Raw genomic sequence first — 21815 nt, forward strand, 5'->3', positions numbered from 1 at the left:
TGACCGTCCACCCGTACGCCGTCCGCTCACGGGCGTCGTACGGCACCGGGTGGCTCACTCCGTGGCGATGGCCCGCAGTACGTCGAGGCGGGCCGCCCGCCGTGCCGGACGCAGGCCCGCCAGGGCCCCGGCGCCGAGCCCCACCAGCGCCACCACCGCGAGGCGCAGCGGCGGGACCGCGAAGGCGAAGGCGCTGTCCGACGCTCCGTCGGATGCCTCCACCAGCACCCAGCCGAGGAAGGCGCCGAGGGCGAGCCCGCCCGCCGTGCCGAACGCGGCGACGAGGACCGACTCCCAGCGGACCATGGCGCGCAGCTGCGCCCGGGTCTGTCCGACGGCCCGCAGGAGACCGAGTTCCCGTGTGCGTTCGTGGATCGCGAGCGTGAGGGTGTTGGCGATGCCGAGCAGGGCGATGAGCACCGCGAGCGCGAGCAGTGCGTAGACCAGGGTCAGCATCATGTCGATGCCGGACGCCGAGGACCGCGCGTACTCGTCCCGGGTCTGCACCTCGGGACCGCCGTACCGCTCGGCGACCTCCTGCACCGCCGCCTTGCCGTCGGCCGTGCTCACACCCTCCTCGAAGGACACGGCGACGAGCGTGTCGGAGTCCTGGGTTCGGTGCGGGGCCCAGGCGGCGCGGCTGATGACGTAGTCGCCCGCGAGTTCCGAACGGCCGTAGACGGCACGGACGGTGAAGTCCGCCCGCTGCCCGTCGGCGAAGGTCAGACGGGCCGTGTCGCCGGTCGCCAGGTGCCGCTTCTCCGCCTCCGCGCGGGTGATCGCGATGCCGTCGGTGCCGAGCCCGTCCAGGGAGCCCTGGACGTGTCCGAGGTCGAAGACCTCGCCGAGCGTGGCCGGATCGGTGACCGTCAGCGCGCGGCCCTCGCCGTCGACCTCGGCGACGCCCTTGCCCAGCCCCACGGCGTGCTCGACGGACGGCTGACGCGCGAGGGCGGGGGCCAGTCCGGGACTGAGTCCGCTGCCGCCCGCGCCGAACGACGGGGTGCTGACGGCGACGTCGCCGGCGAAGGAGCGCGAGACCGTCTGGTCCATGGTGGCCTTGAGCGAGGCGCCGAAGACCGTGAACAGCGAGACGACGGCGACGCCGATCATCAGGGCGCCCGCGGTGGCGGCGGTCCGCCTCGGGCTGCGCAGCGCGTTGCGCCGGGCGAGCCGGCCCGTGACGCCGCGGAGCCCGCCGAGGGGCGCGCCGAGGACCCGTACGGCGGCCGAGGACGCGACCGGGCCGAGGACGACGAAGGCGGCGAGGGCCAGTACGGCGCCGAGTCCGGCGAGCCACAGCGACGGGGTGAGCAGGACACCGGTCAGGGTGAGCGCCACCGCCAGGACGGCCAGTGCCCCGCCCGCCGTCGCCCGCGCGCGGGAGGCGCCGGACTCGTCGACCGCCGTCTCCCGCAGGGCGGCGAGCGGAGCCGTGCGTCCCGCCCGGACCGCGGGCAGCAGGGCTGAGCCGAGACAGACGGCGACGCCGACGCCGAGCGGCAGCAGCATGGACAGGCCGCCGATCACCAGGCTGCCGTCGGGGAAGGGGAAGCCGATGGCCGGGAAGAGCGCCTGGAGTCCGGCCGCGATGCCGATGCCTCCGGCGATCCCGGCGGCCGAGGCGGTCACGGCGACGGCGCTCGCCTCGGCCAGGGTCGAGGCGGTGACCTGCCGTCGCGAGGCGCCGAGGGCGCGCAGCAGGGCGTTCTCGCGGGTGCGCTGGGCGACGACGATCGCGAAGGTGTTGTGGATGGAGAAGGTCGCCACCAGGAGCGCGATGCCGGAGAAGACGAGCAGGAGCGTGGTGAAGAGGGTGAGGAACCGGCTGGAGATCATGTCGGTGTTCTCCTGCGCGGACTCCTGTCCCGTGATGGCCTCGACCCCCTTCGGCAGTACGGGAGTCAGGGCGGAGACGAGTTCGTCCTGACCGACTCCGGGGGCGGCGCGCACCCGGATGTCCGCGGCCTCGCCGGGCCTCGCGGTCAGGTGCTTCTCCGCGTCGGCCTGCGTCATGCCGGTGAACGTCACCTGGGCCATGCCGTCCTCGCCGCCGAAGGTCGCGAGGCCGACGATGGTCACCCGGACGGGGTCGGGCGTGCGCAGGACCGTCGTGTCACCGATCTTCAGGTGGCCCTTCCTCGCGGCTCCGCGGTTGACCACGACCTCGCCGGACTTCTCAGGGGCGCGGCCTTCGGCGAGCCGGTACGCGTTGAGCTCCGGGTCGTCGATCCAGTTGCCCGCGAGGGTGGGCGGGCCCTGTCCGCCGATGGGCTTCCGGTCGGATCCGAGGAGCTGGCCGGCGCCCTGGATGTCGGGCGCGGCGGCGGCGACGCCGGGCACGCGCCCGACCGTCCCGGCCAGACCGGTGGCGACGGGCGCGCGGACGCCCTGGCTCTCCCCCGGCGTGGTGATGACGTCGGCGCTGCGGACGACGGCGTCGGTGCCCTTGGTCGCGTTGCCGAACATCGTGTCGAACCCGGCGCGCAGGGTGTCACCCATGACGAGGGTGCCGGCCAGGAAGGCGACGCCGAGGAACACGGCGAAGAACGTCCCGGCGAAGCGGCGCTTGTGGCCGCGCAGCGACGAGAGGCTGAGGCGCAGTGCGGCGTTCATACGGGCGCGCCTTTGCCGTCGAAGGCCTTCATGCGGTCGAGGACCCTGTCGGCCGTCGGGTTCTCCATCCGGTCCACGAGGCGTCCGTCGGCGAGGAAGACCACCTCGTCGGCGTGTGCGGCGGCGACCGGGTCATGGGTGACCATGACGACCGTACGGTCCATCCGGCGCACCGCCCGGCCGAGGAGGCCGAGGACTTCCTGGCCGGAGCGGGAGTCGAGGTTGCCGGTGGGTTCGTCGGCGAAGACGACGTCGGGTTCCGAGGCGAACGCCCGTGCCACGGCGACGCGTTGCTGCTGTCCGCCGGACAGTTCGCCCGGCCTGTGGTGCAGCCGGTCGCGCAGTCCGACGACGTCGACGAGGGCGTCGGTCCACTCGCGGGACCCCTTGACGCCCGCGAGGTCCATGGGCAGGGCGATGTTCTCGGCGACGGTGAGCGTCGGGACCAGGTTGAACGCCTGGAAGACGAAGCCGATCCGGTCGCGGCGCAGCAGGGTCAGCCGGCGGTCGTCGAGGGCGCCGAGCTCGGTGTCGCCGATGTACGCGGCTCCCGAGGTGAGGGTGTCGAGACCGGCCGCGCAGTGCATGAGGGTGGACTTGCCGGAGCCCGAGGGCCCCATGATCGCGGTGAAACGGCCGGCCGGGAAGCCCACGCTCACCCCGTCCAGGGCCCGGACGGCGGTGTCGCCGCCGCCGTACACCTTCACGGCGTCGACGACACGTGCCGCGTCCGGGCGGGCGGTCGCGGTGGTCATGCCGCACCGCCCTTGCCCGTGCGTCCGAACTGCTCGTCGAGGACGGACAGCCGGCGCCAGTACTCGTCCTCGTCGATCTCGCCGGGGGCGAAGCGGCGGCCGAGCACGGCGATCGGCGAGTCCGCGGCGGGCGCGGACCCGCCGGGGCCGAAGCCGCCCGCCGCCCGCCAGGGGCCGCGGCGTCCGTGCCGGGCGGTGCGCCGCAGCACGGTCACGACGCCGATCACGACGGCCGCCCAGATCAGCGGGAAGAACAGGATCCACGGGCCGGGGCCTCCGTCCCAGTGCGCCAGGGTCTGCATCTCGGGTCATCTCCTCGGTCGGGTCACGCGTCTGCGCGGATCTTTCGGTGTGCTTCGAGACTCGCTCCGGAAGGGGGTCGAAGTCGTCGTACGGCCAGCGGCCGTGCGCGTACCCCCGCGGGAGTACGCCGGGCGCCCCGGGCTGCTCCGCGCGTCGGCTCCCCCGGGCGACCGGACTTCCCCACTTCTGTACCTACTGGTATGTACAGTGGGTCCATGAGCACTCCGGACCGGTTGATCGAATCCACTCGCGAGCTGCTGTGGGAACGCGGGTACGTGGGCACCAGCCCCAAGGCGATCCTGGAGCGCGCCGGTGCGGGGCAGGGCAGCATGTACCACCACTTCCGCGGCAAGCCGGACCTGGCGCTCGCCGCGATCCGTCGCACCGCCGAGGAGACGCTGGCCGCCGCCGAGGCCGTCCTCGACCCGCCCGGATCGCCGTACGAACGCATCGAGGCCTATCTGCGCCGTGAGCGCGACGTCCTGCGCGGCTGCCCGGTCGGACGGCTCACGATGGACCCGGACGTGATCGCGAGCGACGAACTGCGCGCCCCGGTCGACGAGACCCTGGCCCGGCTGCGCGGACGGCTGGCCGCCGTCGTCGAGGAGGGCCGGGAACAGGGGCAGTTCGCGCCCGTGCTCGACAGCGGGGAGATCGCCTCGACGATCCTCGCGACCGTCCAGGGCGGCTACGTCCTGGCGCGCGCCTCCGGTTCGCCGGCCGCCTTCGACACGGCGGTCCGGGGGCTGCTCGCCCTGCTGGCACCCGTCCGCTGACACCGCCGCGCCGCCGGCCGACGGGCCGGCCTCCGCGCCTTTCACGAATTCCAGGAAGGACCTTCCCGTGCACGCCCTGCAGTACGAGATCACGTTTCCCGCCGACTACGACATGACCGTCGTCCGGGACCGCGTCGCCCGCGTCGGCCACCGGCTCGACGCGTGGGACGGCCTCGGCGTCAAGGCATATCTGATGCGCGAGCGCGGGGTGGACGGCTCCCCGGTCAACCAGTACGCGCCGTTCTACCTGTGGGACACCGTCGAGGGCATGAACTCCTTCCTCTGGGGCGGGGCGTTCCAAGGTCTGGTGAACGACTTCGGGCGCCCCGTGGTGCAGCACTGGACCGGTCTCGCGTACGAGGAGGGCGGCGCCGCGGGATCGCCGGCCAGGGCCGCAGTCCGCCGCCGCCGGCCCGTGGCGGAGGGTGTGGAACTGTCCGGGGCGATGGAGGAGGCGGTGCGCGAGGCCGGGCGGCTGGCCGGGCTGGAGGGGGCGGTGTGCGCCGGTGCCGCCGTCGATCCGCGGCACTGGGAGGTCGTGCACTTCTCGCTCTGGGACCACGACCGGCCGACGGCGCCGGGCGAGGTCTTCCAGGTGCTGCACGTGTCCGAACCCGGCCGCGACCGGCTGCCCCGGGGCCGGCAGTGGTGAGCCCGGCGGCCGCGGTCCGTACGGTCCTGGGTGATGTGCTCCCCGAGGACCTCGGGGTGTGCGACGCGCACGACCACCTCTTCCTCGCCAGTCCCCTGCTCCCGGGCCAGGAACTGTGGGACGCGTCCGCCGCGCGGGCCGAACTGGCCGCGTTCCGCGCGCAGGGCGGCGCCGCCGTGGTCCAGTGGACGCCGTACGGGCTCGGCAGGCGGGCCGCGGACCTGCCGGCGGTCTCCCGCGACACCGGGGTCCGTGTCGTCGCGGCGACCGGACTGCACCAGGCGGCCCACTACACACCGCGGTTGCTGGGAGAGCTGCGCGGAAGACTGGCCGACGTCTTCGTGGCCGAGCTCACGACGGGCATCGGGACGACCGGGGTCCGGGCCGGGCTGATCAAGGTCGCGGGCGGCTTCCACGCCCTGGACGCGCACGCCCGCTGGACGATGAGCGCCGCCGCCGAGGCCCACCACGCGACCGGTGCGCCGATCGCCGTGCACCTGGAACTGGGCACCGGCGCGCTCGACGTACTGGACCTGCTGTGCGGCGAGTCGGGCGTCCCGCCGCACAGCGTGATCCTGGGCCACCTCAACCGCTCCCCGGACCTCGTGGTGCAGCGCGAGGCCGCCGCGGCGGGCGCCTACCTCGCCTTCGACGGCCCCTCCCGCGCCAACCACGCCACCGACTGGCGCATGCCGGATGCCCTGCGCGCCCTCGCCGACGCCGGTTTCGGCGACCGGCTGCTGCTCGGCGGCGACACGACGACCGCGGCGGCCCGCTCGGCCGACGGCGGCCCGGGAATGCCGTATCTGCTGCGCCGCGTCCGTCCGAGGCTCGAACTCGCCCTGGGGAAGGAGCTGGTGGACCGGATCCTCACCGAGAACGCCGGCCGCGCCTTCGCCGTCGCCTGGCGTTCGTGAGGGTCACGTCCCCTCGTCCGGCGCTCGTGGAGGTCAGACCGGCAGCGCCTTGAGCGGGTCGTCGAGCACCGGCTGCCAGGCCAACTCGGCCGCGCCGACCAGGCTGTTGTGGTCCAGGGTGCAGGCGAGGATCGGGACCCCGCCGCTCCGCCCCCACAGACTGCGGTCGGCGACGACGGCGCGCAGCCGGTCGGGGTCGGCGTCCAGCAGGGCGCGGTGCAGTCCGCCGAGGATGATGCGGTCCGGGTTGAGGATGTTGACGAGACCCGCGAGGCCGAGGCCCAGCCGGTCGATCATCGCCTCGATGGCCGTGCGGACGGCAGGGTCGGAACTCTCGTCACGGATCAGCTCGTTGGACTGCTGGAGCAGCGACACCTCGGGGCCGGGGGCCCGGCCGGCCGCGGTGAGGAAGGCCAGCGGGTCGGCCTCGACGTCGAGGCAGCCACGGCTTCCGCAGTGGCAGGGGCGGCCCTCGGGATTGACCGTGAGGTGGCCGACTTCGAGGGCGAGCCCCGAACTGCCGGTGTGCAGACGCCCGTCGAGCACCAGGGCACCGCCGACGCCCCGGTGTCCGGTGGCCACGCACAGCAGGTCGCGGGCGCCCCGGCCCGCTCCGTGCCGGTGCTCGGCGAGGGCGGCGAGGTTGACGTCGTTGGCGGCGAACGCCGGCCCCTCGATCCCGGCCGCGCGCACCCGCTCGGCGAAGATCTCCCGGACGGGGGCGCCGGCGGGCCAGGCCAGGTGCAGGGGGTTGAGCGCGAGTCCTTCGGGTTCGGCGACGGCCGACGGCACGGCGAGCCCGGCGCCCACGCAGCGGCGCCCGGTCTCGCGGAGCAGTTCGGCGCCCGCGTCGACGACCGAACCGAGCACCTTCGCCGGATCGGCGTCGACGGTCTCGCAGCCGGGAGCGGTCGCGACGATCCGGCCGCCGAGACCGACCAGCGCGGCGCGGAACCCGTCGGCGTGCACCTGCGCGGCCAGCGCGACGGGCCCGTCGTCGGCGACCTCCAGCCGGTGCGAGGGCCGCCCCTGCGAACCGGCGGCGGCACCGGGCCGCGCGTCGACCCGGATCAGTCCCAGCGCCTCCAGCTCCGCGGCCACCGCGCCCGCGGTCGCCCGGGTGACACCGAGCTCGGCGGTGAGCACGGCACGCGTCGGCGCGCGCCCGGTGTGCACGAGTTCCAGCGCCGGTCCGAGCGCTCCGCGCCCCCGGTCGAGCCGTGTCCGCGTGCTGCCTTCCCCCGCCGCCCGGGGGCCCGCCTTGCCGTTCATGAGGGCGAGTCTCCCATGATCCGCTCGCACGGGGCCCGTCCGGTCACGGCGGCCTCCGCGCGACCGTGACGGCGTCCGCCGCCGTCACACCGGTTCCGGCGGGAAACCGCTCGCCCGGAGCGTGAGGTTCAGCCGCCCGGTCAGCCCCAACTCGGTCGGCGCAGTGCCCGCGTACACCTTCGGCACTCCGTGGTACGCGAGCCGTGACGGGCCGCCGAACACGAAGAGGTCGCCGCTGCGCAGCTCGATGTCGGTGTACGGCCGTGTCCGGGACTCCGTGTTGCCGAACCGGAAGACGCAGGTGTCGCCCAGGCTCAGCGACACGACCGGGGCGTCGGACGCCTCGTCGCCGTCGCGGTGCATGCCCATGCGGGCGTCGGCGCCGTAGAAGTTGATCAGCGCGATGTCGTACACGGCGGACGGATCCGCGCCCAGGGCGTCCGTGACCGCCTCGCGGGCCAGCTCGCCGAGCCGGCCGGGGAAGGGCTTCACCGGCGCACCGTCGCCGTCGACCACCGTCCGCGCGTAGCCGTACGGGTACCAGTGCCAGCCCAGGCACACCTGCCGCGCGGTCATCGTGCCGCCGCCGGGGGTGCGGACGGTCCGCAGACCCGCCGGCGGACGGGCCCAGCCGCGGCAGGCCTCCAGCAGGTGCCGCCGGCGTCCGGCGTCCAGCCAGTCCGGGAGGTGCACGGCGCCGGGCGCGATCTCCCTCCTGCCGCGCGGGAACAGTTCCGCGTCCATCGACATGCCCCCCATCCTCGCGCACCCCGGGCGGCCGGGTCGCTTAGCCTTGACCCACCATGAACGACCGGATGACGACACCCTGGGGCGAGTACGAACTCGCCCGCTTCCCCGAGGACCCCCGCGACCGGCTGCGCGCCTGGGACGCCGCCGACACGTACCTGCTGCGGCACCTCGCGGAGAGCGGCACCCCGCTGACGGGTCCGGTCGTGATCGTCGGCGACCGGTGGGGCGCGCTCACCACGGCGTTGTCCACGCGGCGGCCGACGCAGATCACCGACTCCCACCTGGCACGGGAGGCGACCCGCTCGAACCTGGCGCGGGCCGGTGCCGACGAGTCCGCGGTCCGGCTCCTCACGACCCAGGACCCGCCTCCCGAGCGGATCGACGTGCTGCTCGTACGGGTGCCCAAGAGCCTCGCCCTGCTGGAGGACCAGCTGCACCGGCTGGCGCCCGGCGTGCACGAGGGCACGGTCGTCGTCGGCACCGGGATGGTCAAGGAGATCCACACCTCGACGCTGCACCTCTTCGAGCGGATCCTCGGTCCGACGCGCACGTCGCTGGCCGAGAAGAAGGCCCGGCTGATCTTCTGCACCCCGCTCCGGGGGATCGCCCGGAAGGCCAACCCCTGGCCGTACAGCTACCGGCTGCCCGACGACGTCGGCCCGGTCTCCGGCCGCACGGTCGTCAACCACGCGGGCGTCTTCTGCGCCGACCGCCTCGACATCGGCACCCGCTTCTTCCTGGCGCACCTGCCGCGCAGCCAGGATGCGGAACGGGTGGTGGACCTGGGCTGCGGCAACGGCGTGCTCGGTACGGCCATGGCGCTCGCCAACCCCGAGGCCGAGGTGCTGTTCGCCGACGAGTCGTACCAGGCGGTGGCCTCGGCGGAGGCGACCTACCGGGCGAACGCCGACGGCAGGGCCGAGTTCCGCGTCGCCGACGGGCTGGAAGGCGTCCCTTCCGGGAGCGTCGACCTCGTCCTGAACAATCCCCCGTTCCACTCCCACCAGGCCATGACGGACACGACCTCCTGGCGGATGTTCTCGGACGCCCGGCGCGCGCTGCGGCCGGGTGGCGAGCTGTGGGTGATCGGCAATCGCCACCTCGGCTACCACATGAAGCTGCGCCGGCTCTTCGGCAACAGCGAACTGGTCGCGGGAGACGCGAAGTTCGTGATCCTCAGGGCCGTGAAGAAGGACGCCGGGCGGTAGCGCGACGACGGGGCCGACCGGCCCGGGGAGAGGTCCGAGCTCCTCACCGGGAGCCGGCGCGCTTCTCGCCGAGAGCTGCCGCGCTCCTGGCAGAGGACGCGTTCCACTTACTTCTTGATCACCTCTGGACACCTGCGCGTACAACCGTAGAGTGATGCCGATCACCAATGACAACCAACTGGGGGAGACATGTCGCGCCGCGCTGTCGTCATCGGCGGGAGCGTGGCCGGCATGCTCGCCTCCGCGGCCCTGTTCCGGTCCATGGACGAAGTGATCGTCCTGGAGCGCGACGAACTGCCCGACGGACCGTCCCCGCGCAAGCGGGTCCCCCAGGCGCGGCACGCCCACATCCTGCTGCCCAGCGGGCGCGACGCCATCCAGGAACTGCTTCCCGTGGCGAACGTGCACGGACGTCTGCTCGCCTCGGGAGCCCGCGAGCAGTCCCTGACCGACATGCTGGGTTTTGGTCCGCAGGGCTGGTACCGGCGCTGGCCGACCGTGGCCGAGGACCTGCTGCTCACCTGCTGCAGCCGCGACCTGCTCGACTGGACCCTGCGTGACGCGGTACTGGGCACCACTCCCGTCGTGGTCCGCCGGGCCGAGGCGGTGTCCCTGCTGGGAACCGCGGAACGCGTCACCGGTGTACGCGTTCTCGCCGACGGCATCCAGGAGGACCTGCGCGCGGATCTCGTCGTCGACGCGAGCGGGCGGGGTTCCCGCGTCGAGCACTGGCTCGAGGGCCTCGGCGTGACGGACGTGCCCACCGACGAGGTCGACTCCGGACTCGTCTACGCCAGCCGGGTCTTCCGCGTCCCGAGGGGCGCGGAGGACTTCCCGCTGACGCAGGTCGAGGCGGACCCGACCGCCGGCCGGCCGGGGCGCTCCGGGAACCTCGTGCCGATCGAGGGAGACCGCTGGCTGGTCAGCCTCGCGGGCACCCGCGGCGGCGAACCCACCACCGATCCCGAGGCGTTCACCGACTTCGCCCTCGGCCTGCGCCACCCGCTCATAGGTCAGCTCGTCTCCGCCGCGGAGCCGCTCGGCGAGGTGTTCCTCAGCCGCAGCACCCGCAACCGGCGCCGCGAGTTCGAGAAGGCCGCCATGCCCGAGGGCCTGGTCGTGCTCGGTGACGCCGTCGCGACCTTCAACCCCGTCTACGGCCAGGGCATGTCCGTCGCGGCCCTGGGCGCCCTGGCACTGAGCCGGCAGCTGCGGCAGACCGACGTCACCGCTCCGGGCTTCGCCCACGACGTCCAGCGGGCGGCCGCCAAGTCCGTCTCGGCCGCCTACACGATGAGCACGTCGCAGGACCAGTGGTTCCCCGAGGTCGTCGGCAAGGCCCCGACGCTGGTGGACCGCCTCCTCAGCCGCTACATGGGCCGGATGGCCCGCGTGGCCACCACCTCGTACCCCGTGTCCGCGGCCATGTGCAGGGTCATCACGCTCCAGGCCGACGCCGCCCGCCTCGTGTCCTCCGAACTGCTCGTGGCAACGCTGAAGGGGCCCGTCATGGAGCCCCTCGCCGGCCCGCCGCTGACCCCGCGGGAGAGCTCCTTCGTCGACTCCATGGGCCCGCTCGCCGTGTGACGGCGGCGGGTGCGGTCAGGACGGCTGCCGCACCGCGGTCCTGCGGGACTGGACCGCGGCATCGACGATCGGGGTGCGCACCGCCTTGGACAGGCTCAGCAGGGACGGCTGGCCCGTGTCCAGGGACCGTGAACCGGCCGCCGGACGTCGCACGCGCGTGCCGACCGAGACGACCACGTCCACGTCACCGACCGAGATGCCGATGGTGCCGGGCTCCGCCATGGGAGTCGGCGTCTCGGCGAGAGCGGCCACGGCGACCATCGCGGCCGTCCCGATCGCCTCGGCCTCCGCCGCTGAGGACCCCGCGGCCAGGGCGTCCCGGTAGGCGCGGCTGCGGACCTGGTCGTCGAGCTGTCCCGCGAGCCGCTTGAGGCCGTCGCGGATGGCGGTCTCCCTCGTGGTGAGCCGCAGTTCCACGTCTCCGATCATCCGCCACGGCAGCGCGCCCGTGCAGCGCCGGCGGCCGGTCGGTCCCGCCAGCAGCTGGAACAGCGGACGCAGGCGCACGAACGTGACGGCCGAATCGACGCGCGGACCGACGAGGGGAAGGATGTAGCCGGCCGAGGCCAGACAGGAACCGACGGCCACCAGGGGTGCGACGCTGGTGCTGAGGCTGTCCCAGTGGTGTCCGAGCCAATGGGCGGTCAGCGCGACGAACTTGACGACGCTGTAGGCGCTGGTGAACAGCCAGCCCAGGACGAGCAGGACCAACGAGCCCCGGGTCCAGCGCCTCACCTTCCCCGTCCAGCTCCAGCACAGCACGGTCGTCGTCACCGCGGCCACCATGTGCGCCACCAGATACAGCACGATCATCTCCCGGACGAACGGCGTCGAGGCGTAGTAGGTGTCGAAGTCGGCCCGGCGCTCGACCGGCGCGTCACCCAGCGAGAACAGCACGCCCTCGGCGGCGATCACTCCCAGGTAGCTGAACAGCCACGCCCGCGACGTGCGCCGCACCTGGACGGGGTCGTTGCCCCGCCAGTGCACGATGAGGATGAGCGAGGCCGCGCCGAAGGCGGTCACCGCGCCGTAGGTCAGCGGCGCCGCCACGTTCGGGATCCCCGTGAGGCTGTTGACGAGGGCGACGGTGGGCGGCGCGCCGAGCACGAAACAGAGTCCCGACAGCAGGATGACGGCGCAGAACGACCGCTTGAGCGGGTCCTTGGGGTGCCGGCGCAGATCGGGCAGCTGGGCGGCGAGTCCCGTCCAGAGGACGGCGGCGGCCAGGTAGTAGATGAGTCCGCTCACATCGGGCCCAACGCCGCACGGGGGGCCGGTCCCCGATGCGCGCGGGGGCGCGGACCGGGTCCGGGCATCGCCCCGTTCACCAGGGTGTACACCCCGTCGCCGCGCGCCGGCATACGAATACCGGCCAGAAGTTGACCGCTCAAGGCCTTCTCCGTCCTGCGCCCGGCCCGGTGCCGGTCCTGCCCCGAAAACACCGCAAACTCCTGCTCCCCGCGCCCATGGGGGCATACGGACACGTGCCCGGGCGGCCGACGGGGCGAAGGTTCACCCGCGAGCGCGCCGTGCCCTTTCGGCCTCCTCATAGTTGTTCAGCCTAGCCATCTTGTCGACCGCTCGAACTGCCGTCGGTGCAAAAGCACATGCGTGGAAAGCGCCTTCCGCCGGGCCCCACGCCCACGGAACGACCGCTTCGGGGTGCATATCAGCCTGTAGCGGTATCCGGGCGGCGCTCACCGCGCAGCACGCCGAGGAGTCCCGCCACGGTGCGCGCCATCGCCTCCCGTCCCGCGCCCAGGTACTTCCGTGAGTCCACGGCCTCGGGGCTGGCGGCGAGGAACTCCCGGATCGCCCCCGTCATCGCGATGTTCAGCGCGGTCCCGACGTTGATCTTGGCGATACCGCCCTCGACGGCCGCCCGGAGCTCCTCGTCGGGCAGTCCTGAGGAACCGTGCAGGACGAGGGGGACGCGGAGGGAGGCGGCCAGGCGCCCGAGGAGGCCGTGGTCGAGGGCCGCCGTCCGGGTGGTCATCGCGTGCGAGCTGCCGATCGCCACGGCCAGCGCGTCCACGCCGGAGTCGGCCACGAAGGCGCGGGCCTCCGCGGGGTCGGTGCGGGCTCCGGGCGCGTGCGCGTCCCGCGGGGGCTCGCCGTTCTTGCCGCCGATCTCGCCCAACTCCGCCTCGATCCAGAGTCCTCGGGAGTGCGCCCAGTCGGCGGCGGCGCGGGTGGTGGCGAGGTTGTCCGCGTAGGGCAGGTGCGAGGCGTCGTACATGACGGAGCTGAACCCGGCGCCGGGCGCCTGGCGCAGCAGGTCGTCGCTCCGTACGTGGTCGAGGTGCAACGCGACGGGCACGGAGGCCCGTTCGGCGGCGGCGGTCGCGGCACGGGCCAGCGGGAGCAGCCTGCCGTTGCGGAACCTGACCGCGTTCTCGCTGACCTGGAGGACGACGGGCGCGCCGGCCGACTCCGCCCCCGCTATGACGGCCTCGACGTGTTCCAGGGTGATGACGTTGAAGGCGGCGACGGCGGTCCGGGCCCCGGAGGTCCGGGCGACCAGCTCACCGGTTGCTGCGAGGGGCACAACTCCTCCTGTTCCATGGGGTGTCGAGTTCCCCGGGGGATCGAGCCGGATCAACGGCCGCGGCAGCTCGGCGACTCGGGGCTTCGGGAACTCGGGGCTCTTGCCGGTTCGGCGGGCCGGGGACCCGGTGTTCCGGTGGCTCCGGCGGTTCCGGCGGCCCGGGACCGCGGCGCTTCGGCGGGCCCGGCGAGTTCAGTGGCCGAGGATCACCGAGCGGGTGAGGTGGCGGGGCCGGTCGGGATCGAGGCCCCGCGCCGCGGCGACGGCGACGGCGAGGCGCTGGGCGCGGACGAGTTCGGCGAGCGGGTCGAGGCCGCCGTCCACCCACAGCCCGCCGGTCCCGCGGACCTGTTCGGCCAGCCCCTCGGGTGCTTCGCCGAGCATCCAGGTGGCGGTGCCGCGGGTCGTGACGCTGATGGGGCCGTGCCGGTACTCCATCGCGGGGTAGGCCTCGGCCCAGGCGAGGGACGCCTCCCGCATCTTGAGCCCGGCCTCGCCGGCGAGTCCGACGCTCCACCCGCGGCCGAGGAAGGTGAACTGCGAGCAGCCGACGAGCCCTTCGGGCAGCGGGGTGTCGAGCGCGGTGCGCGCGTCGGCGACGACGGTGTCGTCGTGCAGGCCGAGATGGGCGCGGAGCAGGGTGAGCGCGGTCGTCGCGAAACGGGTCTGCACGACGGACCGCTCGTCGGCGAAGCCGAGCACCACGACGTCGTCCGCAAAGTCCGTCACGGGCGTGTGCGGATCTGCGGTGACGGCGGTCGTACGGGTCCGCCCGCGCAACCGGCCGAGGAGTCCGAGCACTTCGGTGGTCGTCCCGGAGCGCGTCAGGGCGACCACGCGGTCGTACGAGCGGCCCGCGGGGAACTCCGAGGCCGCGAAGGCGTCCGTCTCCCCCTGCCCGGACCGTTCGCGGAGCACCGCCGCGGCCTGCGCCATGAAGAAGGAGGTCCCGCACCCCACGATCGCGACGCGTTCCCCCGCCGTCGGGAGCGCGGCCGCGTGCTCCGCCGCCTCGTCGGCGGCGCGGATCCAGCACTCGGGCTGGCTGCTCAGCTCGTCCTCGACATGCGTCATGCCCTACCCCTCTCACTGATGCTCGTTTCTGCAAGATATAGCGAGCTTTCGAGCACAATCAAGCATCCGGGCGCGTGATGAGGTGCGTTAAGGTCGCGGAGGAGCGAGGAATGGAGGGCGCTGATGTCGCGGGACGCCCGGTGGAAGGCGCTGCTGGAACTGCTCGTGGAGCGGGGCCGGCTGGATGTCGAGGAGGCCGCGGTGCGGCTGGAGGTCTCGGCGGCGACGATCCGGCGCGACTTCGACCAGCTCGCCGAGCAGCAGATGCTCGTACGCACCCGGGGCGGAGCGGTCGTGCACGGCGTCTCCTACGAACTCCCCCTGCGCTACAAGACCGCCCGGCACGCTCCGGAGAAGCAGCGCGTCGCGAAGGCCGTCGCCGACCTCGTCGCGCCCGGCGAGGCGGTGGGCCTCACCGGCGGCACCACGACGACCGAGGTGGCCCGCGCCCTCGCCGTGCGTCCGGACCTGGCATCGGGCTCTCCCGCCCTGACCGTGGTCACGAACGCGCTGAACATCGCGAACGAGCTCGCCGTGCGCCCCCAGTTCAAGATCGTGGCGACCGGCGGGGTCGCCCGGCCGCAGTCGTACGAGCTGATCGGGCCGCTGGCGGACGCCGTGCTCCAGCAGATCACCCTGGACGTCGCGGTGCTCGGCGTGGTCGCGTTCGACGCCACGCACGGTGCCGCCGCCCACGACGAGGCGGAGGCGGCGATCAACCGTCTCCTGTGCGAGCGGGCCGAGCGCGTGATCGTCGCCGCCGACTCCAGCAAACTGGGGCAGCGCGCGTTCGCCCGCATCTGCGCGGCCGAGTCGGTGGACACGCTGGTCACGGACGCGGCGGCAGGACCCGAGACGATCGCACGGTTCAGGGAGGCGGGGATCGAGGTCATGGCCGTATGACCTTCCGGCAGTCCCACCGGACGATCACCCGCGCCTGAACGCCAGGACCCGGCGGACGACACCCGCCCCCCTCGGACTCGGCGGACGGCGCCCGCCCGCCCCGTCGAGCCCGGCCACGGCGCCCGCCCGCCCCGCGAGCCCGGCAGACAGCACTCGCCCCCGTCAGGTTCAACCGACGGCACCCTCCCGCCCGTTGGGTCGAACGGGCAGCGCCCGCCCCACCCGTCCCACCGGGTTCCACGAGTGGCGCACACCCGTCCCGTCGGGCCCCACGAGCGGCATCAGCCCGCCCCCGCCCCCACTTCCCCCTCCACGCCACGGACGCGCCGGCGGACGCCGGCCACCCCCTGGGTGGACACCGCATGAACGTCAGAACGAGGGTCCGGTTACCATATGAGCGCCACCTAGCTCGAAAGATGATTCCTGTGACTGTCAACGACGACGCGTTCACCAACTGGAAGACCCGCGAAGAGATCGCGGAGTCGATGATCCCCATCATCGGGAGGCTGCACCGGGAGCAGGACGTCACCGTTCTCCTGCACAGCCGCTCCCTGGTGAACAAGTCGGTGGTGAGCATCCTCAAGACCCACCGTTTCGCCCGGCAGATCGCCGGGGAGGAGCTCTCGGTCACCGACACCCTGCCGTTCCTCCAGACGCTCACCACGCTGGATCTCGGCCCGTCCCAGATCGACATCGGCATGCTCGCCGCGACGTACCGGGCCGACGACCGCGGCCTGTCCGTCGAGGAGTTCACCGCCGAGGCGGTCTCCGGTGCCACCGGCGAGAACAAGACCGAGCGCCGCGAGGGGCGTGACGTCGTCCTCTACGGCTTCGGCCGCATCGGCCGGCTGCTCGCCCGGCTGCTCATCGAGAAGACCGGCTCCGGCAACGGCCTGCGCCTGCGCGCCATCGTCGTGCGCCAGGGCGGTGAGCAGGACATCGTCAAGCGCGCCTCGCTGCTGCGCCGCGACTCGATCCACGGCCAGTTCCAGGGCACGATCACCGTCGACGAGGCGAACAGCACGATCATCGCCAACGGCAACGAGATCAAGGTCATCTACGCCGGCGACCCGTCCGAGATCGACTACACCACGTACGGCATCAAGGACGCCATCCTCATCGACAACACCGGCAAGTGGCGCGACCGCGCGGGCCTGTCGAAGCATCTGCGCCCCGGGATCGACAAGGTCGTCCTCACCGCCCCGGGCAAGGGCGACGTCCCCAACATCGTGCACGGCGTCAACCACGACACGATCAAGCCGGACGAGCAGATCCTGTCCTGCGCCTCCTGCACCACCAACGCGATCGTGCCGCCGCTCAAGGCGATGGCCGAGGAGTACGGCGTCCTGCGCGGCCACGTGGAGACCGTCCACTCGTTCACCAACGACCAGAACCTGCTGGACAATTACCACAGCTCCGACCGCCGGGGCCGCTCCGCGCCGCTCAACATGGTCATCACCGAGACGGGTGCCGCCTCCGCGGTCGCCAAGGCGCTGCCCGACCTCAAGGCGCCCATCACCGGAAGCTCGATCCGCGTTCCGGTCCCGGACGTCTCGATCGCGATCCTCAGCCTGCGCCTGGGCCGCGCGACCACCCGCGAGGAGGTCCTCGACTACCTCCGCAACGTCTCGCTGACCTCGCCGCTCAAGCGCCAGATCGACTTCATCAGCGCTCCCGACGCGGTGTCCAGCGACTTCATCGGCTCGCGCCACGCCTCGATCGTCGACGCCGGCGCCACCAAGGTCGAGGACGACAACGCGATCCTCTACCTCTGGTACGACAACGAGTTCGGCTACTCCTGCCAGGTCATCCGCGTCGTCCAGCACGTCTCCGGGGTGGAGTACCCGACCTTCCCGGCTCCCGCGGCCTGAGAACCGCCCCGCCCCCGCCCCTCCTCCTGAGCCGACGGGGGACACCATGACGGTCGCACCGAGCGCCTGACCGGTGCGACAGCCAGAACCGCGCCCCGCTCCGAGGGCCGCGACCCACACCGAGGGCCGCCATCCGTGATCCGGACGGCGGCCCTCGGTCTTTGCCGAGGACACGCTCCACACCGGCGGACCCCACCCGTCCCCACCAGCGCATTCACCCCACCGCGCCCCCTCGGGTCCCGGGCCGCCGCCCCTGCCCGCCACCCTCTTGCCCCGAGCACGGCGACCGCCTACCGTGAGTTTGTGCCGCTAATAAACAAAACCGGTCCGCACACCGTCGTGCCCGATCGTTCCCTCACCCGACTCCGCATCGTCCTCACCGTCTTCTTCGCCCTCGACGGCTTCGTCTTCGCCGGCTGGGTCGTCCGCATCCCCGCCATCAAGCACCAGACCGGCGCCTCCGCCGGCACCCTCGGGCTCGCCCTCCTCGGCGTCTCCGCCGGAGCCGTGATCACCATGACGCTGACGGGACGGCTCTGCCGGCGGTTCGGCAGCCACCCGGTGACCGTGGCCTGCGCGGTGCTGCTGTCACTGAGCATCGTCCTGCCCCCGCTCGCCCGCTCGGTCCCGCTCCTCGGGCTGTTCCTGCTGGTCTTCGGCGTGGGATACGGCGGTATGAACGTCGCCATGAACAGCGCGGCCGTCGATCTCGTGGCCGCGCTACGGCGCCCCCTGATGCCCGGTTTCCACGGGGCCTACAGTCTCGGCGGCATGCTCGGAGCGGGTCTCGGCGGGCTGGTCGCCGGGTACCTGTCACCGACGCGCCATCTGCTCGGCATCGCCCTCGTCAGCCTGCTCGTGACCTGCGTCGCGGGACGCGCGCTGCTCCGCGAGAGCGTCCCGGTGCCGCCGGACCGCCCGCAGGGCGTCGCATCCGGGGGGCGCCCCCTCGCCGGCACCCGCACCCGTGGCCTGGTGGTGGTCTTCGGGCTGATCGCCCTGTGCACCGCGTACGGCGAGGGCGCGCTCGCGGACTGGGGCGCGCTCCATCTGCAGCAGGACCTGGGCGCGCACCCGGGAACCGCCGCCGCCGGGTACTCCTGCTTCGCCCTCGCCATGACGATCGGCCGGCTGAGCGGGACCGCGCTGCTCGAACGGCTGGGCCGGACCCGCACGTTGGTCGTCGGCGGCACGACGGCCTCGCTCGGCATGCTGCTCGGTTCTCTCGCGCCCTCCGTCTGGGCGGCGCTCCTCGGCTTCGCCGTCACCGGACTCGGCCTCGCCAACGTCTTCCCCGTGGCGGTCGAGCGGGCCGGCGCGCTCGCCGGAGCGAACGGGGTCGCCGCCGCCTCCACCCTCGGGTACGGAGGCCTGCTGCTCGGACCGCCCGCGATCGGGTTCATGGCCGACCTGTACTCCCTGCCGACGGCGCTCACGAGCGTCGCGGCGCTGGCGGCCGTGGCCGCCGTGATCGGATTCGCGACCCGCCGCGCCGCCGTGGGCTGACGGGGACCGGAGGCGTCGGGAGAGGAACCGGCGGGACCTGCCGCCGCTCCCGCACACCGGTGCCCACGGGCGGTGCGCGGACGGCTCACGTCCGGCAGACCCCCGCATCCGGAGGGGCCGAAGCGGCCTCCCCTCCCCCGCACCGCCGCCTCGCACCCGTGCGGGGAACCCGCGTCGGGCACACTTCCCTGCATGGAGATGAGGGAATTCACGGAAACCCTGGACCGGGAAGGCCAGGCACTGGCCACCGCCGCGGAGAAGGCCGGGGTGGACGCCGAGGTCGCGACCTGCCCCGGCTGGCGGATCAGGGATCTGGTGCGGCACACGGGCATGGTCCACCGCTGGGCCACCGCGTTCGTCGCCGAGGGACACACATCGGACCACCCCGACGGCGGCCTGCCGGATCTGGACCACGACGAACTGCTGACCTGGTTCCGCGACGGGCACCGCCGGCTCGTGGACACACTGGCCGGCGCCTCGCCCGACGTGCGGTGCTGGAGCTTCCTGCCCGCCCCCTCGCCCCTGGCCTTCTGGGCGCGCCGACAGGCCCACGAGACCACCGTGCACCGGGTCGACGCCGAGTCGGCGCTCGGCGGGGAACCCGGCACCGTCGCCCCGGACTTCGCGGTCGACGGGATCGACGAGCTGCTGCGCGGGTTCCACGCGCGGGACAAGAGCAGGGTGCGCACCGAAGAACCCCGCGTGCTGCGCGTGCGCGCCACGGACCGCCCGGACGCCGTGTGGACCGTGCGCCTGTCGTCGGAACGACCGCTCAGCGAACGGGCCGGGGATCCGGGCACCGCCGAGAGCCCGGTCGCGGACTGCGAGTTGGCGGGAACGGCCGAACAGCTGTACCTGGCCCTGTGGAACCGTGCCCCTTTCCCCGACGTGACCGGCGACACCGCGCTCGCCGCCCTGTGGCGGGAGAAGTCCGGCATCAACTGGAGCTGAGGAGCACGTTCGACACCGGGAGCTCCGGAGCGGCCGGCACGGCCGGCCGGAGAGCCCGGTCAACCGCCTGACGCCGCCGGATCCCCCGCCAGCATCCGGGCCAGGACCGCGCGCTGCAACGGCAGCACCTCGCCGTGCAGTCGGCGTCCCTTCGGCGTGGCGCACACACGCACGCCCCGCCGGTCCTCGGCGCACATTCCGCGCGCCACGAGACCCTCCTTCTCCAGGCGTCCGATCAGCCGGGACAGGGCGCTCTGACTGAGGTGGACCCGGTCGGAGATCTCCTGGACGCGGAAACTGGCCCCGCCGTCCGCCGCGGTACCCGTCGTCAGCAGGTCGAGGACCTCGAAGTCACTGGCTCCCAGGCCGTGGGGATGCAGCTCGCGGTCGAGTTCGCAGACGGTGCGGGCATGCGTCGCCAGGATGCCGCGCCACTGGTCAACGAGCCCTCGTTCCACGTTCTCGGCCGCCATGCACGCACCGTAGCAAAGAACCGAATTTGTTGCATCGGAATTAAATGCATTTGCATTGAATGCATGCGCATGTACTGTCGACGGCATGACCTCTCCGCTCACCCACCCCGTGCCGGGACGCTGGACCCCCCGGCTGTGGGGCACCCTGCTCGTGCTCTGCGCCGCCATGTTCCTGGACGCGCTGGACGTGTCGATGGTCGGCGTGGCGCTGCCGTCCATCGGCTCGGACCTCGGCCTCTCCACCTCGACGCTCCAATGGATCGTCAGCGGCTACATCCTGGGGTACGGCGGGCTGTTGCTCCTCGGCGGTCGCACCGCCGACCTGCTCGGCCGCCGCCAGGTCTTCCTGGTGGCCCTCGCGGTGTTCGCGCTCGCCTCACTGCTCGGCGGTCTCGTCGACTCCGGCCCCCTGCTGATCGCCAGCCGCTTCATCAAGGGCCTCAGCGCAGCGTTCACCGCGCCCGCGGGCCTGTCGATCATCACCACGACGTTCGCCGAGGGACCGCTGCGCAATCGCGCCCTCTCGATCTACACCACCTGCGCGGCCACCGGATTCTCCATGGGACTGGTCCTGTCCGGCCTGCTCACCGAGGCGAGCTGGCGGCTGACCATGCTGCTCCCCGCGCCCATCGCCGTCATCGCCCTGTTCGCGGGCCTGAGGCTCATCCCGCGCAGCGAGCGCGAGAAGAACCAGGGCGGTTACGACATCCCCGGCGCCGTCATCGGCACCGCCTCGATGCTGCTGCTCGTCTTCACCGTCGTCCAGGCTCCCGAAGCCGGCTGGGGATCGGCCCGGACCCTGCTGTCCTTCCTGGCCGTCGCCGTGCTGCTCGCCGTCTTCACCGCCGTCGAGCGGCGCAGCCCGAGCCCTCTGATCCGGCTCGGCGTGCTGCGCTCCGGCAGTCAGGTCCGGGCCCAGCTCGGCGCGATGGCGTTCTTCGGCTCGTACGTCGGCTTCCAGTTCCTCGTCACGCTGTACATGCAGTCGCTGCTCGGCTGGTCGGCCCTGCACACCGCGCTCGCCTTCCTGCCGGCCGGCGCGCTGGTCGCCCTGTCCTCGACGAAGGTGGGGGCCGTCGTCGACCGGTTCGGCACGCCCCGGCTCATCGCGACGGGCTTCGCCCTGATGGTCGCCGGGTACGCGCTGTTCCTTCGCGTCGACCTCGACCCGGTCTACGTGACGCTCGTCCTGCCGACCATGCTGCTGATCGGCGCCGCGTGCGCCCTCGTCTTCCCGTCCCTCAACATCCAGGCGACCAACGGCGTCGACGACCACGAGCAGGGCATGGTCTCGGGCCTGCTCAACACCTCCGTACAGGTCGGCGGCGCGCTCTTCCTCGCGGTCGTGACGGCCGTCGTCACCGCGAACTCCTCCGGTGGGTCATCGCCCGAGGACGTCCTCGACAGCTACCGGACCGGCCTGGTGGTGGTGACCGGCATCGCCCTGGCGGGCCTGCTGATCACCCTGCCCGGCCTGCGCGCACGGCGCCCGCGCGAGTCGGTCGTCGTCACCGGCTCCGGCCGGCTCGACCCGTCCGCCCCGTCCGGCGAACCGTCGACGGAGCCGGAGTCGGAGCGGGTGGGCGTCCACGACCGGTGACCCCCTCCGGCGTGGGGGGGGGGGGGGGGGGGGCGCCGCCCGGCGCCCGCCGC

At 73.1% G+C, this 21815-nt stretch carries 19 protein-coding genes; 10 read left to right on the forward strand and 9 right to left on the reverse strand.

The genetic code is table 11. The features are described 5' to 3' along the window. Nucleotides 1-54: 54 nt before the first annotated feature. Genes ACFW6B_RS21660 through ACFW6B_RS21670 form a run of 3 tightly spaced genes read right to left on the reverse strand, consistent with a single transcriptional unit; the run spans nt 55 to nt 3673 of the window. Nucleotides 55-2616 carry an ABC transporter permease gene (locus ACFW6B_RS21660; protein WP_386598117.1) on the reverse strand — a complete coding sequence of 854 codons (2562 nt, stop codon included), beginning with the start codon at nt 2614-2616 and terminating at the stop codon, nt 55-57. Next, on the reverse strand, nt 2613-3371 hold the full coding sequence (locus tag ACFW6B_RS21665; protein WP_386598118.1) for an ABC transporter ATP-binding protein: 759 nt from the start codon (nt 3369-3371) through the stop codon (nt 2613-2615). Before ACFW6B_RS21665 ends, ACFW6B_RS21660 begins: the two co-directional genes overlap by 4 nt. Then, on the reverse strand, nt 3368-3673 hold the full coding sequence (locus tag ACFW6B_RS21670; RefSeq protein WP_386598119.1) for an SHOCT domain-containing protein: 306 nt from the start codon (nt 3671-3673) through the stop codon (nt 3368-3370). Before ACFW6B_RS21670 ends, ACFW6B_RS21665 begins: the two co-directional genes overlap by 4 nt. Before the next feature lie 201 nt (nt 3674-3874). Between ACFW6B_RS21670 and ACFW6B_RS21675 the strand changes: the two genes are divergently transcribed. The 3 genes from ACFW6B_RS21675 (at nt 3875) to ACFW6B_RS21685 (ending at nt 6019) form a co-directional block, all read left to right on the forward strand. Further along, nucleotides 3875-4450: a TetR/AcrR family transcriptional regulator gene (locus tag ACFW6B_RS21675; RefSeq protein ID WP_386598120.1), complete on the forward strand. Its 576-nt coding sequence runs from the start codon at nt 3875-3877 to the stop codon at nt 4448-4450. Between the two features lie 67 nt (nt 4451-4517). Next, the gene (locus ACFW6B_RS21680; RefSeq protein ID WP_386598121.1) at nt 4518-5102 is read left to right on the forward strand and encodes a DUF4865 family protein; all 585 of its coding nucleotides are present in this window, start codon (nt 4518-4520) and stop codon (nt 5100-5102) included. Next, nucleotides 5099-6019, forward strand: a complete 921-nt coding sequence (locus ACFW6B_RS21685) for a phosphotriesterase (protein ID WP_386598217.1) — start codon at nt 5099-5101, stop codon at nt 6017-6019. Before ACFW6B_RS21680 ends, ACFW6B_RS21685 begins: the two co-directional genes overlap by 4 nt. Before the next feature lie 33 nt (nt 6020-6052). Here ACFW6B_RS21685 and ACFW6B_RS21690 read toward each other — a convergent pair whose 3' ends face one another. Further along, complete coding sequence (locus tag ACFW6B_RS21690; RefSeq protein WP_386598122.1) at nt 6053-7291, reverse strand: ROK family protein; 1239 nt, start codon at nt 7289-7291, stop codon at nt 6053-6055. An 84-nt stretch (nt 7292-7375) separates the two neighbouring features. After that, nucleotides 7376-8035: an alpha-ketoglutarate-dependent dioxygenase AlkB family protein gene (locus ACFW6B_RS21695; RefSeq protein ID WP_386598218.1), complete on the reverse strand. Its 660-nt coding sequence runs from the start codon at nt 8033-8035 to the stop codon at nt 7376-7378. 59 nt (nt 8036-8094) lie between these two features. On the opposite strand from ACFW6B_RS21695, the gene ACFW6B_RS21700 reads away from it, so the two are divergent. Both ACFW6B_RS21700 and ACFW6B_RS21705 read left to right on the forward strand, forming a co-directional pair. Beyond that, on the forward strand, nt 8095-9249 hold the full coding sequence (locus tag ACFW6B_RS21700) for a methyltransferase (protein ID WP_386598123.1): 1155 nt from the start codon (nt 8095-8097) through the stop codon (nt 9247-9249). Nucleotides 9250-9438: 189 nt separating this feature from the next. Continuing rightward, the gene (locus tag ACFW6B_RS21705; RefSeq protein WP_386598124.1) at nt 9439-10836 is read left to right on the forward strand and encodes an FAD-dependent oxidoreductase; all 1398 of its coding nucleotides are present in this window, start codon (nt 9439-9441) and stop codon (nt 10834-10836) included. A gap of 15 nt (nt 10837-10851) precedes the next feature. Here ACFW6B_RS21705 and ACFW6B_RS21710 read toward each other — a convergent pair whose 3' ends face one another. The 3 genes from ACFW6B_RS21710 to ACFW6B_RS21720 form a co-directional block, all read right to left on the reverse strand. Continuing rightward, nucleotides 10852-12084, reverse strand: a complete 1233-nt coding sequence (locus ACFW6B_RS21710) for an MAB_1171c family putative transporter (RefSeq protein ID WP_386598125.1) — start codon at nt 12082-12084, stop codon at nt 10852-10854. Nucleotides 12085-12505: 421 nt separating this feature from the next. Further along, nucleotides 12506-13384, reverse strand: a complete 879-nt coding sequence (locus ACFW6B_RS21715; protein ID WP_386598126.1) for a ketose-bisphosphate aldolase — start codon at nt 13382-13384, stop codon at nt 12506-12508. Between the two features lie 192 nt (nt 13385-13576). Next, on the reverse strand, nt 13577-14458 hold the full coding sequence (locus tag ACFW6B_RS21720; protein ID WP_386598127.1) for an SIS domain-containing protein: 882 nt from the start codon (nt 14456-14458) through the stop codon (nt 13577-13579). Between the two features lie 123 nt (nt 14459-14581). On the opposite strand from ACFW6B_RS21720, the gene ACFW6B_RS21725 reads away from it, so the two are divergent. The 4 genes from ACFW6B_RS21725 to ACFW6B_RS21740 all read left to right on the forward strand — a co-directional run bounded on the left by ACFW6B_RS21725 (nt 14582) and on the right by ACFW6B_RS21740 (nt 19689). Then, nucleotides 14582-15361 (forward strand): DeoR/GlpR family DNA-binding transcription regulator, encoded by a 780-nt coding sequence (locus tag ACFW6B_RS21725; RefSeq protein ID WP_386598128.1) that lies wholly within the window; start codon nt 14582-14584, stop codon nt 15359-15361. Nucleotides 15362-15786: 425 nt separating this feature from the next. Beyond that, complete coding sequence (locus ACFW6B_RS21730) at nt 15787-17232, forward strand: glyceraldehyde-3-phosphate dehydrogenase (RefSeq protein ID WP_386598129.1); 1446 nt, start codon at nt 15787-15789, stop codon at nt 17230-17232. Nucleotides 17233-17571: 339 nt separating this feature from the next. Next, the gene (locus ACFW6B_RS21735; RefSeq protein WP_386598130.1) at nt 17572-18738 is read left to right on the forward strand and encodes an MFS transporter; all 1167 of its coding nucleotides are present in this window, start codon (nt 17572-17574) and stop codon (nt 18736-18738) included. A gap of 192 nt (nt 18739-18930) precedes the next feature. Next, complete coding sequence (locus ACFW6B_RS21740) at nt 18931-19689, forward strand: maleylpyruvate isomerase family mycothiol-dependent enzyme (protein WP_386598131.1); 759 nt, start codon at nt 18931-18933, stop codon at nt 19687-19689. A gap of 59 nt (nt 19690-19748) precedes the next feature. Here the strand turns inward: ACFW6B_RS21740 and ACFW6B_RS21745 are convergent, their stop codons facing one another. Then, nucleotides 19749-20162: a MarR family winged helix-turn-helix transcriptional regulator gene (locus ACFW6B_RS21745; RefSeq protein WP_386598132.1), complete on the reverse strand. Its 414-nt coding sequence runs from the start codon at nt 20160-20162 to the stop codon at nt 19749-19751. Between the two features lie 85 nt (nt 20163-20247). Here ACFW6B_RS21745 and ACFW6B_RS21750 point away from each other — a divergent pair, with 85 nt between their 5' ends. Beyond that, nucleotides 20248-21762: an MFS transporter gene (locus tag ACFW6B_RS21750; protein WP_386598133.1), complete on the forward strand. Its 1515-nt coding sequence runs from the start codon at nt 20248-20250 to the stop codon at nt 21760-21762. The last annotated feature ends 53 nt before the right edge of the window (nt 21763-21815 follow it).

This window comes from Streptomyces sp. NPDC058751 (genome assembly GCF_042746485.1).
In the GTDB taxonomy this organism is placed as follows: domain Bacteria; phylum Actinomycetota; class Actinomycetes; order Streptomycetales; family Streptomycetaceae; genus Streptomyces.